Origin of the sequence: Yunchengibacter salinarum (assembly GCF_037658235.1) — a bacterium.
Taxonomy (GTDB): Bacteria; Pseudomonadota; Alphaproteobacteria; order Sphingomonadales; family Kordiimonadaceae; genus Yunchengibacter; species Yunchengibacter salinarum.
The window spans coordinates 158,311-175,112 of record NZ_JBBJLN010000009.1; the positions used below are offsets into that span (position 1 = coordinate 158,311).

General features: G+C 65.8%; 18 protein-coding genes and 1 tRNA gene. 2 read left to right on the forward strand and 17 right to left on the reverse strand.

The genetic code is table 11. The annotated features are described in order from the left end of the window. Nucleotides 1-53 precede the first annotated feature (53 nt). Nucleotides 54-917 carry a pantoate--beta-alanine ligase gene (gene panC, locus WGH93_RS11290; protein WP_374764993.1) on the forward strand — a complete coding sequence of 288 codons (864 nt, stop codon included), beginning with the start codon at nt 54-56 and terminating at the stop codon, nt 915-917. A gap of 50 nt (nt 918-967) precedes the next feature. On the opposite strand, the gene WGH93_RS11295 is transcribed toward panC, so the two are convergent. The 5 genes from WGH93_RS11295 to WGH93_RS11315 form a co-directional block, all read right to left on the reverse strand. After that, entirely contained in the window at nt 968-1,384 is a 417-nt protein-coding gene (locus WGH93_RS11295) for a DUF1489 family protein (protein WP_374764994.1), read from the reverse strand. Between the two features lie 133 nt (nt 1,385-1,517). Next, a complete protein-coding gene (locus WGH93_RS11300; protein ID WP_374764995.1) occupies nt 1,518-2,315 on the reverse strand; it encodes a response regulator in 798 nt (265 codons plus the stop codon). A 9-nt stretch (nt 2,316-2,324) separates the two neighbouring features. Then, entirely contained in the window at nt 2,325-3,755 is a 1,431-nt protein-coding gene (gene mgtE / locus WGH93_RS11305; protein WP_374764996.1) for a magnesium transporter, read from the reverse strand. A gap of 140 nt (nt 3,756-3,895) precedes the next feature. Further along, nucleotides 3,896-3,983, reverse strand: a tRNA-Leu gene (locus WGH93_RS11310). 74 nt (nt 3,984-4,057) lie between these two features. Beyond that, on the reverse strand, nt 4,058-4,294 hold the full coding sequence (locus tag WGH93_RS11315; protein WP_374764997.1) for a FliM/FliN family flagellar motor switch protein: 237 nt from the start codon (nt 4,292-4,294) through the stop codon (nt 4,058-4,060). A gap of 189 nt (nt 4,295-4,483) precedes the next feature. On the opposite strand from WGH93_RS11315, the gene lipB reads away from it, so the two are divergent. Then, nucleotides 4,484-5,194: a lipoyl(octanoyl) transferase LipB gene (gene lipB, locus WGH93_RS11320; RefSeq protein ID WP_374765042.1), complete on the forward strand. Its 711-nt coding sequence runs from the start codon at nt 4,484-4,486 to the stop codon at nt 5,192-5,194. A 30-nt stretch (nt 5,195-5,224) separates the two neighbouring features. Here lipB and WGH93_RS11325 read toward each other — a convergent pair whose 3' ends face one another. The 12 genes from WGH93_RS11325 to WGH93_RS11380 form a co-directional block, all read right to left on the reverse strand. Then, the gene (locus WGH93_RS11325; protein ID WP_374764998.1) at nt 5,225-5,512 is read right to left on the reverse strand and encodes an acylphosphatase; all 288 of its coding nucleotides are present in this window, start codon (nt 5,510-5,512) and stop codon (nt 5,225-5,227) included. Nucleotides 5,513-5,579: 67 nt separating this feature from the next. Then, nucleotides 5,580-7,565: an acetyl-CoA carboxylase biotin carboxylase subunit gene (locus WGH93_RS11330; RefSeq protein ID WP_374764999.1), complete on the reverse strand. Its 1,986-nt coding sequence runs from the start codon at nt 7,563-7,565 to the stop codon at nt 5,580-5,582. A gap of 45 nt (nt 7,566-7,610) precedes the next feature. Further along, nucleotides 7,611-8,042, reverse strand: coding sequence for a hypothetical protein (locus tag WGH93_RS11335; protein ID WP_374765000.1), 432 nt, complete (start codon nt 8,040-8,042; stop codon nt 7,611-7,613). 11 nt (nt 8,043-8,053) lie between these two features. After that, a complete protein-coding gene (locus WGH93_RS11340; RefSeq protein WP_374765001.1) occupies nt 8,054-9,586 on the reverse strand; it encodes an acyl-CoA carboxylase subunit beta in 1,533 nt (510 codons plus the stop codon). Between the two features lie 88 nt (nt 9,587-9,674). Continuing rightward, entirely contained in the window at nt 9,675-10,400 is a 726-nt protein-coding gene (locus WGH93_RS11345) for an ATP12 family chaperone protein (RefSeq protein WP_374765002.1), read from the reverse strand. Nucleotides 10,401-10,407: 7 nt separating this feature from the next. Beyond that, nucleotides 10,408-10,914, reverse strand: coding sequence for a hypothetical protein (locus WGH93_RS11350; protein ID WP_374765003.1), 507 nt, complete (start codon nt 10,912-10,914; stop codon nt 10,408-10,410). Next, nucleotides 10,911-11,606: an HAD-IA family hydrolase gene (locus WGH93_RS11355; RefSeq protein WP_374765004.1), complete on the reverse strand. Its 696-nt coding sequence runs from the start codon at nt 11,604-11,606 to the stop codon at nt 10,911-10,913. Before WGH93_RS11355 ends, WGH93_RS11350 begins: the two co-directional genes overlap by 4 nt. Beyond that, nucleotides 11,603-12,601 carry an RluA family pseudouridine synthase gene (locus WGH93_RS11360; RefSeq protein WP_374765005.1) on the reverse strand — a complete coding sequence of 333 codons (999 nt, stop codon included), beginning with the start codon at nt 12,599-12,601 and terminating at the stop codon, nt 11,603-11,605. Before WGH93_RS11360 ends, WGH93_RS11355 begins: the two co-directional genes overlap by 4 nt. Further along, nucleotides 12,598-12,987, reverse strand: coding sequence for a fluoride efflux transporter CrcB (crcB, locus tag WGH93_RS11365; RefSeq protein WP_374765006.1), 390 nt, complete (start codon nt 12,985-12,987; stop codon nt 12,598-12,600). The genes WGH93_RS11360 and crcB overlap by 4 nt, the downstream gene beginning before the upstream one ends. Further along, nucleotides 12,984-13,880, reverse strand: a complete 897-nt coding sequence (locus WGH93_RS11370) for a hypothetical protein (protein ID WP_374765007.1) — start codon at nt 13,878-13,880, stop codon at nt 12,984-12,986. The genes crcB and WGH93_RS11370 overlap by 4 nt, the downstream gene beginning before the upstream one ends. Continuing rightward, nucleotides 13,873-15,213: a replication-associated recombination protein A gene (locus WGH93_RS11375; protein WP_374765008.1), complete on the reverse strand. Its 1,341-nt coding sequence runs from the start codon at nt 15,211-15,213 to the stop codon at nt 13,873-13,875. Before WGH93_RS11375 ends, WGH93_RS11370 begins: the two co-directional genes overlap by 8 nt. 7 nt (nt 15,214-15,220) lie before the next feature. After that, nucleotides 15,221-16,687 carry a DegQ family serine endoprotease gene (locus WGH93_RS11380; RefSeq protein ID WP_374765009.1) on the reverse strand — a complete coding sequence of 489 codons (1,467 nt, stop codon included), beginning with the start codon at nt 16,685-16,687 and terminating at the stop codon, nt 15,221-15,223. Nucleotides 16,688-16,802 lie beyond the last annotated feature (115 nt).

The following is a 16,802-nucleotide window of genomic DNA, read 5'->3' on the forward strand; positions in this document are numbered from 1 at the left end:
CCATACCGCGAGGCCGACAGGTGGCAAGGCAATCCGTTCCAGGGAGACACCGGATGTCGAACACCCGACCGGACCTGATCGAAACCCCCGCCGCGCTGGCGGCACAGGCGGATGACTGGCACCGCACCGGGCTGACCATCGGGCTGGTGCCCACCATGGGGGCACTGCACGCAGGCCATCTGTCGCTGGTCCGGGAAATCGCGCCTTATGTGGACAAGGTGGTGGTATCCATCTTCGTCAACCCCACCCAGTTCGGCGAAGGGGAGGATTTCGAGCGCTATCCCCGCACGCTGGACAGCGACATGGATGCCCTGAAGGACACCCCCGCCACCCATGTGTACAGCCCGGCGGCGGACGCCATCTATCCGCCCGGCTTCAACACCCTTGTGCATGTGACCGGCCTGACCGAACGCTTCGAGGGCGCCGCCCGCCCCGGTCATTTCGACGGCGTGGCCACCGTGGTGGCCAAGCTGCTGAACCAGAGCCGCGCGGATGTGGCCATTTTCGGCGAGAAGGACTTTCAGCAACTGGCCGTGATCCGTGCCATGGTCCGCGATCTGGACATGCCCGTGCGCATTCTGGGCGGGTCGCTGGTGCGCGAAGCCGATGGCCTTGCCGCCAGTTCCCGCAACGCCTATCTGGATGCGGACCAGCGCCGGATCGCCGCCAGCCTGAATCGCGTTCTGGCCACATTGAAGGCGGCCATCGAAAAGGGCGAGGACGCGCGCATCGCGGAAAAAGCCGCCGAGGATGCCCTGTTCGAGGCAGGCTTCGACCGGGTGGATTATATCAGCCTGGTGGACCCGGACAGCCTGACCATACTGGAAAGCGCCGACCGCCCGGCCCGCCTGATCGCGGTGGCCCGCCTGGGTGGCATCCGCCTGCTGGACAATATGGCCGTCGCGCCCGCTGGCTGAGCGTGCGGCCCCGGCGGGGCCATCCCGACGCCCACCCGGCACCAGGCACGTCAGATCAGCTTCAAATCCTGCAATTCCCGCAGCATTTCGGGCGGTGCCTCGCTCATGCCGTCGCCGCCGTCCGGCAGGTCTTCGGGCGCGTCATCCGGCTTCAGATAGCGCCAGCCCTGAAACGGCCGCCGGGGCACCGGCACCACCCCCACCGGGTCCGCCGACACGCTGATGATGCACAGGGGGCGCCCGTCCTCCCGGAAGCCGGATTCCAGGTGCAGAACCGGCGTTCGCGCCATGATCTGCCCCTTGATCACCCAATAGATCGCGCCGCCATCCAGCACATCATCCGCCGCCTTGGGGGTGTTGCGGGTAAACACGCGCACATGGCGCCCGATCCCGGCATCATCCATCGCACGGCCCTGAAGCCGATCGCGAAAATCGGAAAAGCCCTGCGCGCCGGGCGCCAGTTTCATCAAATGCATCACCATGGGCCGTAATAAGGGGCAGCCGCCGCGCCGGGTCAAGGGTCGCGTTATGAACCCGGCCCACTGGCGCAGCGGCAGCCCCGGTTCAGTCGCCGGGGCTGCCTTCAGGCCAGCCTTCTGATCAGCCTTCCGGGCGTTCCGCACCCATCGTCAGCGTTGAAAGCGGCTGCGCTCCGGCGGCGGCAAACCGGGCATCGGCGCCCCAGCGGTCGAAGCGGTCGAAAATCGGCCAGACGGTGTCCCGCCAGGGTCGGTTCAGGCGATGGATGATCTGCTGCAAATGCAGCGGGAAGGTCATATGGTCGCCCACGCCCTGCGCGCTTTCCACCAGACAGTGAGAGGCCCGCGCCACCACATGGACCCGTTCCATCAGGCGATTGCCATAATCCGGCGGCAGGGCGGCAAGCTCTTTTGAAAGCTTTTCGGTGATTTGCCGCACCAAAGCGGAGTTCAGCGCCAGCACGGATCGCACCCCTTCAAAGCGGTCCCCGCGCGCCGCATTGGCCGCCCGCAGCGCGCGGCGGCGCAAATCCCCCGGCAGGCCGCGAAAACCGCTGACGGCCCAGAAGGCGATCCGCTCCCGCAGCCAGTCCACCCCGGTGCCCTTGATGACGAAATCGTCGCCGCCCGCGCGCAACCCGCCGCGCAGGATATCCAGATCGTCATAGGCGGTAAGATAGATCACCGGCATGGACTTGGTGCCCGCGTCCTCCATGGCATGAACCAGGTCGAACCCGCCCTCGCCCGGCATCTGCACATCGCTGATGATCAGGGATGGCGTCACCTCCCGCATCAGGTCCAGCGCGTCCGCCACGGAATTGGCCGTCACCGACTGAAAGCCGAACTGGCTTACCGCCGCCGCATTGATGCGCAGAATGATATCCTCGTCATCCAGCAGCAGCACCGGTCCACGCGCCATGACACCCCCTTAGAACAGGACCAGCGCCGCCAGCCCCAGAAAGGCGAAAAACCCCACCACATCGGTGATGGTGGTCACGAAAACCGTGGAGGCGAGCGCCGGGTCCATGCCCAGCTTGTGCAGGGACACCGGCACCAGCAGCCCGGACAGCCCGGCCACGATCACATTCACCACCATGGCCGCGGCAAACACCCAGCTCAGCAATGGATTGCCGAACCAGATATGGGCCAGCACACCCGCCAATATGGCCAGCGACACGCCGTTGAGCAGGGAAATGACAAGCTCCCGGTTGAAGACACGCATGGCATTGGCCGCCGACAGATCCTTGGTGGCGATAGCCCGCACCGTCAGCGCCATGGTCTGGGTGCCGGCATTGCCGCCCATGGATGCCACAATGGGCATCAGCACAGCCAGCGCGACCATCTGCTGAATGGATGCCTCGAACGCACCGATCACCATGGACGCCGCCACCGCCGTAGCCATGTTCACCACCAGCCAGGTGAAGCGGCTGCGGGTCACTTCCAGCACGCCGCCATCGGTGGCCTCCGCCCCGGCACCCGCAAGCCCCAGAATATCCTCGCGGGCTTCCTCGCCGATCACGTCCACCACGTCATCCACCGTGACCACACCAACGAGCCGCCCGGCTTCATCCACCACGGCGGCGGAGATCAGGTGATATTTGGCGAACTGATAGGCCACTTCCTCCTGGTCCGCGCTGACTTGCAGAACGTGCGGGTCTTCATCCATCAGGGTGCCCAGGGTTTCTTCCCGCCGGGTGCGCATGATTCGGGACAGGGGCACGGTTCCCCTGGGATGGTGGGCCGGATCGACAATGAAGATGTCATAGAAGGTGTCCGGCAGCGTGTCGGTCTCGTTGCGCAGAAAATCGATGGTCTGGCCCACGGTCCAGAATTCCGGCAGCGCGATCAGGTTGCGCTGCATCAGGCGACCGGCGCTGTCCTCCGGGTGGGACAGACTGTCCTCGATCGCCAGCCGGTCATCGGCGGCGATGGATCGCAGGATCTCGTTGCGATCCGCCTCGCCCATTTCCTCCAGCACATAGACCGCCTGGTCCGTTTCCAGTTCGGTCATGGCATCGGCGATCTGGGCGTTGGGGATGTGTTCGTAAAGCTCGTCCTGCGCCTCGCCCTCCACCTCATAGAGGACGCTGGCGTCCAGCTCGTCGCCGATCAGCCGGATCAGTTCCAGCCGATCGCGGGAGGACAGCACCTCCAGCACATCGGCCATATCCGCCGCATGAAGGGGGGCCACAAGACCGCGCACAATGGCGGGGTCGCCGTCTTCCACCGCATCGGTCAGGGCATTGATGAAATCCCGCGACAGGTGAATGTCGGTGGATGTCTTGTTGTCGCCGTCATCACCGGAAGGCGGTTCCGTGCCGGTGCCGGACGATTTTTCCGCTTCGTCCAAATCGACCATGATCCCCTCCCTGAATGACAATGCGCGCGTTGCCTTAACCAATAAGGCGCAAGGGGGGTGCTGTCCACCGACAGCGTGCGGATTACGGGGCCACACAGGGCAAAAAAGAAACCCGCCGGAGCTGTCCCCGGCGGGTTTCATGGTGCGGCCGAGAAGACTCGAACTTCCACGGGATATTATCCCACAGCGACCTCAACGCTGCGCGTCTACCAATTCCGCCACGGCCGCGGCGTGGGCAGGGTCGTACCAAAAGCCGAATGGGGAAACAAGTCTAAAAAATCCCGCCGGAAAGCGGGGGCGGGTCACACCTGCCACTTGCTCATCATGCGGGTGATGGAGACGCCGATCTTTTCCCCCACGATCATGATTTCACCGCGAGCCACCAATTCGCCATTGGCATAGATCCAGCACTCGTCCTCATGTTTGGCATCCAGATCGATCACGGCGCCCCGGCCCATTTTCAGCAATTGCCGAACCGGCATCTGGGCCACGCCCAGAACCACCGTGATTTCAACCGATACGCGCCCGATCGCATCCAAGGCCGCTCTCCCGCTTTCGGGCCAGATACATGCCCGCCTCCCCTGTCTCTAGCCGATTATGGCGCCCGCCTCAAGCACCGCGCGGCGCCAGGGCGCATGGAAAAGGCTTGTGAGGGGCGCGTGCCGGCGTTACATGCAAAGGCAATCCTTGCAGCCGACTTCGGGGGACCAAACGCCATGCCGGAACCGTTGGACTGGACCGTCAGCGACGACCTCGTGGCCTATCCGCAGGCGCTCGACCACATGGAACAGCGGGTGGCCTCCATGCGGGACCAGAGCGCCGGGGAACAGGTCTGGCTGCTGGAACATCCGCCGCTCTACACGGCGGGCACATCCGCCCGGCAGGAAGACCTGAAAGACCCGGATCGATTCCCCGTCTATGATGCCGGGCGCGGCGGCCAGTACACCTATCACGGCCCCGGTCAGCGGGTGGCCTATTTCATGCTGGACCTGCGCCGTCGCGGCAAGGATGTGCGCCGCTTCGTCTTTCATCTGGAACAGGTGATCATCGACACATTGGCCAGCTTCGGTGTGACCGGCGAACGGCGGGAAGGCCGCGTCGGCGTCTGGGTGGACCGGGGCAATGGCCGGGAAGACAAGGTGGCCGCCATCGGCGTGCGGGTGCGCCACTGGATCACCTTTCACGGTATCGCCATTAATGTGGACCCGGACCTGAGCCATTTCACCGGCATCGTGCCCTGCGGCATCGCCGATCACGGGGTCACATCGCTGGTGGATCTGGGCCTGCCGGTCACCATGAACGACGTGGACGTGGCCCTGAAAGCCGCCTTCGACCGCCGGTTCGGGCTGGATGCCCGCGCCATTCCGCCCATGCCGGAAGCAGGCACCCACCCCAAGGGCGACCCGGTTCTGGCCAGCCATCCGGTGTTCCGGGCCTGACCCGGCCCGTTCAAAACGGCGCGCGGACAATCACACGGTGGGTTTGATTTCGAAGCGGTCGGGGGTGACGCCTCTGGCGGGCTCGGTGGTCACGCGGGTCACTCTGGCGCCCGGCGGGCCGGAGCGCAGCGCCCTCAGCATATCCTCCACCCGGTCCTGGCGGCCCACCAGAAGCGCCTCCACGGTGCCATCTTCCCGGTTGCGTACCCAGCCGTTCACACCCAGCCGGTCGGCTTCCCGCCGGGTCCAGTCCCGAAAGGACACGCCCTGCACGCGCCCGCTGACACGGACCTTCAGCGCGGTATCGGTCCCCAGCATGATGTGACCTCCTTTCCGATTACTGCTCTGAACATCAAGCCCGGCCAAAAGCGACCCGGCCTGTCGGTCACTCGAATTCCATGATCACCGCATCCACGGACAGGCTGTCACCCGGCTCCACATGGATGGCGCTGACAGTGGCGTCCCGCTCCGCCCGCAGGATGTTCTCCATCTTCATGGCCTCGATCACGGCCAGCGGCTGCCCCGCCTTGACCGGATCACCTTCGGACACATTCAGCGATACCACCAGGCCGGGCATGGGGCAAAGCAGCATTTTCGACGTGTCGGGGGCGACCTTTTCCGGCATCAGTCGATCCAGCCCGGCGGCGCGGGCGGTCATCACGCGCACCTCGCGCTCGGCCCCGTAACCGCTCATCAGATAGCCGGTCTGCGTGGGCTCTATGGCCAGCACATGATCCGCGCCATTGACCGACAGAGCCATCACCGGCACGCCGGGCGCCCAGTCCGTGCTGACCGATACCCGCGCCGTTCCAATGCAGATTTCCACCGTGTCGGACAAGGGCACGATGCTGCAATTCTGACGCTCGCCATCCATCAACGCCACCCAGTTGCGTTCCTGCGGCGGGGCTACGGTCTCGATCCGGCCTGAAATCTGGCTCCCGCGGGAACAGGCCACCGCATGGGCGAATATGGCGCCCGCGATCATGGCCGTCTTGATGCCGTCATCGATGGGCGCGCCCTCGAACCCGTCGGGATATTCTTCCGGGATGAAATTGGTGGTCAGCGCCCCGCCCTGAAAGCGGGGGTGACGCATCAGGGCCGCCAGAAAAGGCACATTATGGCCGATGCCCCGGATATAATAGCTGTTGAGCGCCTTCAACTGGGCCGCAATGGCTTCATCGCGGGACTGGCCGCGCGTGACCAGCTTGGCGATCATGGGATCATAGAACATGCTGATCTCGTCGCCCTCTTCCACGCCGGTATCGATGCGCACATGCTCGCTCGCCTGCGGGGCGCTGTAATGGGTGAGCCGCCCGATGGAGGGCAGGAACCCCCGGAACGGGTCTTCCGCATAGACGCGGGTTTCCACCGACCAGCCGGTCAGGCGGATGTCATCCTGGGTCAGGCCCAGCTTTTCACCGCTCGCCACTCTCAACATGGCTTCCACCAGATCGATGCCGGTCACTTCCTCGGTCACCGGGTGCTCCACCTGAAGGCGGGTGTTCATTTCCAGGAAGTAGAAATTCTTGTCCTTGTCGACGATGAACTCCACCGTTCCGGCGCTGTTATAGTCCACCGCCCTGGCCAGCGCCACCGCCTGCGCCCCCATGGCGGCGCGGGTTTCCTCATCCAGAAAGGGGCTGGGCGCTTCTTCCACCACTTTCTGGTGGCGGCGCTGGATGGAACATTCCCGTTCCCCCAGATGCACGACGGTGCCATGCGCGTCGCCCAGCACCTGAATCTCGATATGGCGCGGCTGCTCGACGAATTTCTCGATGAACACACGATCGTCGGCGAAGCTGGACATGGCCTCCGACCGGGCGGCGCTGAAGCCCTCGCGGCACTCGTCCTCGTCCCAGGCGATGCGCATACCCTTGCCACCGCCCCCGGCGGACGCCTTGAGCATGACCGGAAAACCGATCTCACCCGCGATCTTCACCGCTTCTTCCACATCCTCGATAATGCCCATATGGCCGGGCACGGTATTGACCCCCGCTTCCGCCGCGATCCGCTTGGAGGTGATCTTGTCGCCCATATCCTCGATGGCGCGGGGATTGGGGCCGATGAAGGTCAGCCCCGCCGCCTCCACCGCGCGGACGAAATCCACCTTTTCCGACAGAAAGCCATAGCCGGGATGAATGGCCTCCGCCCCGGTGTCCTTCGCCGCCTGGATGATCACATCCCCTTTCAGATAGCTGGCCGAAGCCGCGGGCGGGCCGATCAGCACCGCCTCGTCCGCCAACTCCTTGTGGATGGCGTCCTCGTCCGCTTCGGAATAGACGGCAACCGTCTTCACGCCCAGTGCCCTGGCTGATCGAATGATCCGGCAGGCGATCTCGCCCCGGTTGGCAATCAGGATTTTCTTGAACATCCGCTCCCTTTCCCCCCTTGGAAAATGCGTCTCATCCGGCTCTGGTCAATGGCCCGCCGCGCTGATGCGGGCACCCTTCAAACGCCGGTAAAGGCCATAACGCGCCGCCGTCATCACCGCCGCCACAATCCATATCTGAACCATCAATGGCGCCACCGCCGGCCAACCTTGCCGCGCGCCCTGCGCCAGCAGCGCCAATGCCAACGCGCCCATGGCCATGGCACGGTACCGGGCCGGGGCATCGCCCCACGCCGCCTTCGCCATCACCCGCCTTTTCTGAACCGGCAGCGCAATCGCCAGAATCAGTCCCGGCAGTAACCAGAAGGCCGGGGACAGGCCGGGCACCGCCCCGAACGCCCCGCCCATCAACAGCCCCGCAAACGCCATGCTCAGCACCACCGCGGCGATCGCGCTCTGTCCGCGCAGGGATTCGGGGCTGGTCTGATGGGCCAGGTCCCGTGGCAATGGTCCGGCCATGGCGACGCTCCTTACAGCGGGATATTGTCGTGCTTCTTCCAGGGATTGCTCAACTGCTTGTTCTTCAGCTTGCGCAGGCCCCGAATGATACGCTGACGGGTGGATTGAGGCATGATCACCTCGTCCAGATAGCCGCGCCGGGCGGCAACGAACGGATTAGTGAACAGATCCTCGTACATTTTGGTGTGACCGGCGATCTTGTCCGGGTCGTTCTTGTCCTTGCGATACAGGATTTCCACCGCGCCCTTGGCCCCCATCACGGCGATTTCCGCCGTGGGCCAGGCATAGTTCAGGTCGCCGCGAAGATGCTTGGACGCCATCACGTCATAGGCGCCGCCATAAGCCTTGCGCGTGATCACGGTGATCTTGGGCACGGTGGCCTCGCCATAGGCGAACAGCAGCTTGGCGCCATTCTTGATGATGCCCCCATATTCCTGCGCCGTGCCGGGCAGGAAGCCGGGCACGTCCACAAAGGTGACGATGGGGATGTCAAAGGCATCGCAGAAGCGCACGAAACGCGCCGCCTTCTTGGAACTGTCAATGTCCAGGCAGCCCGCCAGCACCATGGGCTGATTGGCCACGAAGCCCACCGTGCGCCCGTCCATCCGGCCAAAGCCGATGATGATGTTCCTGGCGTGCTCCGGCATCAGCTCGAAGAAGTCGCCCTCGTCCACCACCTTGTGGATCACTTCCTTCATGTCATAAGGCTTGTTGGCATTGCCGGGAATGATCTTGTCCAGCGCCGGGGCCGCCCGGTTTTCCTTGTCGAAATGGGGCCGTTCGGGCACCCCGTCCCGATTGTTGAGCGGCAGGAAATCGATAAAACGCCGAAGTTGCGCCAGCGCCTCCACGTCATTGTCAAACGCCTTGTCCGCCACGCCGGATCGGGTAGTATGGGTGGATGCCCCGCCCAGTTCCTCCTGCGTGACCACTTCGTTCGTCACGGTTTTCACCACGTCCGGCCCGGTGACGAACATATAGCTGGTGTCCTGCACCATGAAGATGAAATCGGTCATGGCGGGGCTGTAAACGGCGCCCCCGGCACACGGCCCCATGATCATGGAAATCTGCGGGATCACGCCGGACGCCATGATGTTCTGCTGAAACACCTCCGCATAGCCGGCCAGCGCCGCCACGCCTTCCTGAATGCGCGCGCCGCCGCTGTCGTTCAGGCCGATCACGGGCGCGCCCGCCTTCATGGCCATGTCCATCACCTTCAGGATCTTTTCCGCATGGGTTTCGGACAGCGAGCCGCCCAGCACGGTGAAATCCTGGCTGAACACATAGATCAGGCGGCCATTGACCGTGCCGGACCCAGTGACCACCCCGTCCCCCATGGCGCGCTTGTCCTGCATCCCGAAGTCTGTGCAGCGATGCTCCACGAAGGTGTCGTATTCCTCGAAGCTGCCCTCGTCCACCAGCAGGTCGATACGCTCGCGGGCGGTCAGCTTGCCCTTGGCGTGCTGGGCGTCGATCTTGTCCTGCCCCCCGCCGAGCGCCGCCTGTTCCCGCTTTTCCGCCAGTTCCTCCAGGATATGCTTCACGGCCTTGTCCTCCCCCTCGTGACGTGTTCGGCACGCTTCCAGTCATAACGACCCGGAAGGCGCCTTTCCAGTGCAATCGGGCCGCCCCTCACGCGCTCGCGTCGGCCTGCCTCAGCAACGCATACAGGCGCCCGGCGGCGGCCAGATCGGCCTTCAGCGCCGCGCGGGCGGCCTCGGCCTCGGCATCCACGCCCCACAGCGATTCCTGATGGCGTTCATCCACCGTGGCCGCGGCCCAGACGGTTTCAAGGTCCGCCGGCCCTTCCAGATGATACAGCGCCAGCAACAGCGATTTCATCGCCCCCGCCGCCTCCACCAGCGCCGTGACCGCGAAAGGCTGCCAGCGCTCGGCCAGCGCGGCGGCGGCTTCCAGACTATCGGCGGGTTGATCCACGGGCATGATGCCGCTGGTGGGCTTCAGCCGAATGCCGAACCCCCTGGCGGCATGGGACAGCGGCTCATCCCAGGCACGGGCCTGCGCCGCCACCAGGCTGTCCGGCACCTCGGCCCGGTAACAGATCAGATCGGCGGCGGCATAATCGGCCAGCAGGCGGGCGGCCTCGTCCCGGCGCGGGCTGATGCGATCCAGCGCCGTATTGCTCAGCCGGGTCAGCGGCATGGTTTCAGGTACCAGGGTCTCCGCCTGCCGGTCCCACTCCTCCGCCACCGATTCGGCCAAAGGGCGACTGGGCAGGCGCAGCGGCGATCGCCCCGGCGTTTTCACGGGCCGCCCGTCCAGTTCAACGCGAAAGCCGTCCGCTTCCGTCGCCACCGCCACCTGGGTGTAAAATCGTTTCGCGGATTGTACGGTCATGCTGCCCTCATGCCCCTTTTGTGTCGTCGTCGGTATCGTCATTGCCGCCCGGCTGTCGCCCGCCCGCTGGCGTCCCGTGGGCATCAAGGGCGCGCTGGGTCTCCGCCATGCGGCGGCGCTCGGCGCGCGCGGTCTTGCGCCGGGTGCTCAGATGCTTGGTTTCCAGCCCGGTTTCGCTGCCAAAGCCACCGCCATAGGTGAAGCCCGCCGCGCGGGGGTCCTTCGGCTGATCCAGCCAGGCGCCATATCCCAGCAGACGGTTGCCCAGCCGGGGCACCCGGTAACACAGGGTGAAAAACAGGGCCAGCACGATAAAGGCCACCAGCAGCACCAGAAAGGTGCTGAGCGCCCGCCCGCCATCGGTGAGCGCATTTTCGAACAGATAGGTGGCCACGGCCCCCGCGCTGGCAAACAGGGCCAGCACCAGAAAGGCCGGGCGCGGGCGCCGCGCCTCCGCCGCCATGTGGCGGTCGGCCCGGCCCGCGCCCGCTGTCTTGGGTTCCTTGTCCGTCATGCCTGGCTGGTTTCCTTTCCGCGACACAGCAATTGGGTCACATGGGTAACGATTTCCGGGCGATCCGTGGCCAGCGCCTGCGCGCCCGCCGCCATCAGCCGGCCCCTGTCATGATAGCCCCAGCCCACGCCCAGGGCAAAGCACCCGGCGCCACGCGCCATGGCCATGTCATAGCCGGTGTCGCCCACCAGCACCGTGCTGTGCGGGGCGCCGCCCGCCTCCAGCATGGCCTGACGCGCCATGGCCGGGTGCGGCTTGGAGGGGTGGTGGTCCGCCGTCTGCAACGAAACGAAGCGGCCTTCCAGCCCGTGGGCGGCGATCACCCGGTCCAGCCCGCGCCGCGACTTGCCGGTGGCCACCGCCAGAACATGGCCCGCCGCCTCCAACGCATCCAGCGCGTCCAGCGTGCCGGGATAGAGCGCGTCTTCGCCTTCCGCTTCCGCCAGCCCGGCCAGATAGGCGTCGCGATAAGCGGCCACCATGCGATCAAGGGCGGGCGCGTCCAGCGTCGGCGCCAGGGTGGCCACCGCCTCCCGCACGCTCAGGCCGATAATGCCGCGCACGGCGCCGTCCGGCGGGGCGGGATGGCCCAGCGCCTCGAAGGCCCGCAGCATGGCCCGCACGATACCGGCGGCGCTATCCAGCAGGGTGCCGTCGCAATCGAAGATCACCACCGGGTTCGCGTCGCTCATCTGCGCCCCTTTTCAACCGCGTCTTCCTGCGTGAAAGGATCGGGGCCGTCCGCTTCCAGCCCCAGCATGGCCACGGTTTCGGCCATATGGTCCGGCAGGGGGGCTTCCAGATGCAGCCGCGCGCCCGCCGGCGTTTCCAGTTCGATAAAGCGGCTGTGCAGGTGCAGCTTCCGGGACAGCGTGCCCGACAGGAAAGCATCCTTGCCGCCATATTTGCCGTCCCCCACAATGGGGTGGCCCAGTTCGGCACAGTGCAGGCGTAATTGGTGTGTCCGCCCCGTCAGCGGCTTCAACGCCAGCAGGGCCGCCTTGTCCGCCGCCTTGTCCAGCATCTCATAATCGGTCACGGCGGGCTTGCCGTCGGCTGTCATGGCCATTTTTTCATGGCCCGCCCCGCCCTGCTTGCCGATACGGCTTTCCAGCCGCCCGCCCGGCTGCCGGGGCGCCCCCACGACCACCGCCAGATAGCGCTTGTCCGCCGTTTTGGCGCGGAACGCCGTGGTCAGCCAGCGCGCCGCCGCCGCCGATCGGGCCACCAGGATCACACCGCTGGTATCCTTGTCCAGGCGGTGTACCAGCCGGGGCCGCTCCGGCGCGTCAAAGCGCAGCGCATCCAGCAGGCCATCCAGATGCCGCCGGACCCCGGTACCGCCCTGCGTGGGCAGGCCCGGCGGCTTGTTCAGCGCGATCAGGTCGTCATTCCTGAACAGCACCCAGCCGCGCACCTCCTCGATCTGATCCGGGCCGAGCGTGGGCCGGGCGGGCTTTTTCATCGGTCGGGTTGTGGGCGGGTCCAGCGCGGGAATGCGCACCTCGCTGCCCGCCGCCAGCCGTTCCGCGCCCTTGACGCGGCTGCCATCCAGCCGGATCGCCCCCTTGCGCATCAGCTTCTGCACCTGGCCGAAGCCCAGCTCCGGCACCTGCTTACGGACCCAGCGATCCAGCCGCTGGCCCGCGTCCTGCGGTGTCACGGTCAGTATTTTCGGCGCACTCATATCAGTCCCCGTCCCAATGCCATGCCCGCAAAGGCCGCCCCGCCACCCAGCAGCAGGGAGCCCATGCCATAAGCGATCATCTGACCGGTCTCACCGCGCTCAAGCAGCAGCAGCAATTCCAGTGAAAACGTTGAAAACGTGGTGAAGGAGCCCAGAAAGCCCACCACCAGAAAAGCCCGCATTTCCGGCGCCACCTGCATTTTCCACACCAGCGTTGTCACCAGAAGACCGATCAGGAAGCTGCCCGCCACATTCACCGCCAGCGTACCGGCGGGAAAGCTGGTACCCAGCCCCGACATCACCAGCGCCCCCACATAATGCCGCGACACCGCGCCCAGCGCACCGCCCAGCGCGATCGCCAGTATGAATCCGATGGAAGGGGTCATGATGGCTGCTCCTCATTGCTGGACACGCCGAACACCCAGCCCTCCCGCGATGCTTCCGGCACGGTGGCCGGCGCCCGCCACAGGGCCGGGTCGCTCACTGCATGGCGCAAGCCGGCGGCGATGGCAAGGGCATCCACGTCATGATCGGTCAAATCGCCCGCCGCCGCATGGGGGGCGCTGCCCAGCGCGGCCAACACGGCAGCGAGCCCGCCGCGCCCGCGCACCTTGCCACGCCCGCCGCCCGCGGCGACGAAATAACTGGCGAACACCTCGGCCAGCACCAGTGGCGCCTGGTCCGGCGGATCAAAGGGCCATACGGCGATGCCCTGCCCCGCCGCCAGCCGGTTCAGCATCCGCATGGTGGACAGGGCCGACAGCCCCACCTGGCTTGGCCCCACCAGGTGAAATACGCTTTCGCAGCGGCCACGACCCAACCCGTTGCAGACGTGCTCGGCCACGCGCAGGCGCCGCTGGAACCGCGCACCGGGGCCGTCGGCCATGAAAAACAGGTCCCGGTGGCGGGCCACAAAGCCGCCGCCATACAGGTCCGCCCCATCCGGGCCGCAGGCATCCACATGGGCCCAGAGCGCACGCGGATCACATACATCCTCAAGCCCCGGCCCGAAACCGCGCCCCCGTGCCGGAAAGGCAAAGGCGCTGTCGATTCCCACCAATGTGCGCGACCCTCGCGGGTTCGCCGCCAAATCGCCCAGCCAGGCCATCACCTGCTTGCGGGACCAGTGCGCACCCCCATCGGGCGGCCCCACCAGCGCGGGCGCTGCCCCATCCGGCCCGCACCGGGCCACGCTGAGCCCCGGATGCCGCCGCCCGCGCGCGCCGGACCAGTCTATGCCAATGAAATGGTCGAAGCGGCCAGGCGCCCCTTTAGTCATCCCCGTCATCCCGGCGCGATGCCCGCACGCGCTCGAAAAAGGCGAGTCGCTTCTGCACGTCCCGCTCGAACCCGCGCGAGACGGGATTGTAATAACTTTCCCGCGTCATGCCGTCGGGGAAACAGTTCTGCCCCGATACGCCGCCCTCATGGTCATGGTCATAGGCATAACCCTTGCCATAGCCCAGATCCCCCATCAGCCTGGTGGGAGCATTCAGGATATGGGCGGGGGGCATCAGGCTGCCGGTCTTGCGGGCGGCGGCGCGGGCGGCCTTTTCCGCCTTGTAAACGGCGTTGGATTTGGGCGCCACCGCCAGATAGGCGACCGCCTGCATGATAGCCAGATCGCCTTCCGGGCTGCCCAGAAAGTCATAAGCCTGGCGCGCGGCCAGTGCCTGATGCACGGCTTCCGGGTCCGCAAGGCCCACATCCTCGCTGGCGAAGCGCACCAGACGGCGGATCAGATAATGCGGATCCTCGCCGCCTTCCAGCATTCGCGCCGCCCAGTAAAGCGCCGCATCCACATCAGACGCGCGCAGGGACTTGTGAAAGGCGGAGATCAGGTTGAAATGGCCTTCCCGGTCCTTGTCATAGGCGGGCGCGCGGCGTTGCAGCAGGGCGCCAAGGGCCGCACCGTCCAGCGCGCCGTCGCTGTCCCGGTGAGTGCTCATCAGGGTTTCCACCGCCGACAGCAGATAGCGCCCGTCCCCGTCCGCCATGGCGACCAGCGCGGCACGGCCATCATCGGTCAGCGGCAGGGGCCGACCCAGCGCCGCTTCCGCCCGGCCAAGAAGCTGTTCCAGCGCCTTGGGGTCAAGCGCGTGCAGCACCAGCACCTGCATCCGGGACAACAGCGCGCCATTGATCTCGAAAGACGGGTTTTCCGTGGTGGCGCCCACCAGCGTGACCGTGCCGTCTTCCACATAGGGCAGAAAGCCATCCTGCTGGGCCCGGTTGAAACGGTGGATTTCGTCCACGAAAAGCAGCGTGCCACGGCCCTGCTGACGGCGCAGGCGGGCGGCCTCAAAGGCTTTCTTCAGATCCTGAACGCCGGAAAAGATCGCCGATATCTGCTGAAAGGCATGGTCACCCGCGTCGGCCAGAAGGCGGGCGATGGTGGTCTTGCCGGTGCCCGGCGGCCCCCACAGCAGCAGCGAGGCGATACGGCCTTCCCGCACCATGCGCCCCAGCGGCCCATCCGGCCCGACGATGTGGTCCTGCCCCACCACGTCTTCCAGCCGATCGGGCCGCAGGCGATCCGCCAAGGGGCGCGATCCGCCCCCGGTGGCATCGGTCCCGCCCTTTGGGCTGTCGCTGGTGAACAGATCGTTCATGGGCGCCTCAACGCGCCCGCCGACAGCGGAAGCTCTTGTCCGGCACGATCAGGCATTCCAGTTCCTGATTCCCCCGGCGCAGCCGATAGCTGTACCGGTCGGCATCCTGCGCCAGCACCTTTTCCAGGTTGGACACCCGCTCGATCGCCTCCCCGTTGAAGGCCAGTATGATATCCCCCGGCCTGAAAAAGCCGTATTTCGCCGCCGGGGAGCGCCGCGCCATGGCCGTGATAATCACGCCCCTGAGGAAGGGGTCGATGTGCAGTTCCTCATTGGTGGCAGGCGAAAGATTGGCCACGGCGACTCCGTTGAAAGGATGTTTGCCGCTGAGCTTGGTCTCGTTTCGGGACGGATCTTCCGGCGCCGTGGCCAGCGGTACGGACAGTTCCTTCAGCGCTCCCTCACTGAATACGCCGAGCGTGATCTCCTCCCCCGACTGGTGGGTGGCGACACGGAACCGCATACTTTCCTCATCGACGATCTCCTTGCCCGCCACGGCCAGGATCACGTCCCCCACCTTAATGCCCGCTTTTGCGGCGGGGGAGCCGGGATAGATTCTGTCCACCAGTACGCCGCCCGCCCGGTCCAGACCGAGCGAGCCTGCGATCTGATTGGTCACCGTCTGCCCGGCCACGCCGAGCCAGGGGCGCTCCAGCGTGCCATCGGAAAGCGCCGCCCGCAGAACGGAGCGCACCATGTTGGCGGGAATGGCGAAGCCGATGCCGCTGGACGTGCCGGTCTTGGAGAAAATGGCCGTATTCACCCCCAGCAGGCGGCCCCGCATGTCCACCAGCGCGCCCCCGGAATTGCCCGGATTGATCGCCGCATCGGTCTGAATGAAGAAGCCGAAATCGCTGATTCCCTTCTGGGTCCGGGCGCTGGCGGAAACAATGCCGCTGGTCACCGTCTGTCCGATGCCAAAGGGGTTGCCGATGGCCAGCACCAGATCGCCCACCTGCACCGCGTCCGAATTGGCGAAGCTCAGCGTGGGCAGCTTTTCATCGCCCGTATCGATGCGCAGAACCGCCAGGTCCGTGCGGTCATCCGCCAGCACCACCTCGGCATCAAACTCCCGCCGGTCGGCCAGCAGCACGCGGATTTCATCCGCGCCGTCCACCACATGATGGTTGGTGATGATGACCCCGCTGTCGCGTACGATCACCCCGGAGCCCAGCGAGCCGCGCACCTGATCTTCCGGCGGCAGGTTGAACCGGTCGCCGAAAAAGCGGCGAAAGAGCGGATCATTGAACAGGGCCGAGCGCTGCTGCTTCACCACCTTGCGGGTATAGATATTGACAACCGCGGGCGCCGCCTTTTTCACCAGCGGCCCGTAGGAAAGCTGGATTTCCGCGTTGGATTGAGGCAGGCGCCGGCCACCATCGCCGTCCCGGTCACTCTGGGCTAGCGTGGCCCCGCTTCCTGACAGAACGGCCCACAGAGCGAGCATGAAAACAGCGATACGACCATGAAGCATGAACGGAACTTTCCTCTTCGGGACAGGGATATTGCCTCCATATGGGAAGGCCGGGCCACAGCGCAAGGCCGCGACGGCAAAAGGGGCGCGCCCCCGGATGGAGCCCGCCCCTTGT